The sequence below is a fragment of the Stenotrophomonas sp. GbtcB23 genome (assembly GCF_019091045.1).
In the GTDB taxonomy this organism is placed as follows: Bacteria; Pseudomonadota; Gammaproteobacteria; order Xanthomonadales; family Xanthomonadaceae; genus Stenotrophomonas; species Stenotrophomonas rhizophila_A.
The window spans coordinates 1-252 of record NZ_JAGXKC010000529.1; the positions used below are offsets into that span (position 1 = coordinate 1).

Sequence of the window (252 nt, forward strand, 5' to 3'; positions counted from 1 at the left end):
GGAACCCCTCGCCCCGCGTGCCCGAGGGGGCCGAAAGCCTCGGCGCCTCGCCTGCCGTGCGCTTCCCCACCGTCGCCCTGCCGCTTCCCCTGCCCGGCCTGCGCTCCGGCGCAATCATCGTCTTCCTGATGGCTTCCTCCGCCTATGTTTCCGCTACCCTGCTCGGCGGCAAGAAGGTCTGGACGACCGGCATGCTGGTGCTGCAGGAGGCGATCAAGAACCTCAACGCGCCGCTCGCCTCGGCGCTCGCCA

The 252-nt window shown here is 70.6% G+C and carries 1 pseudogene; it reads left to right on the plus strand.

The features are described 5' to 3' along the window. Positions 1 to 252, plus strand: a pseudogene (locus tag KVS69_RS20020) (ABC transporter permease); the annotation flags it as partial.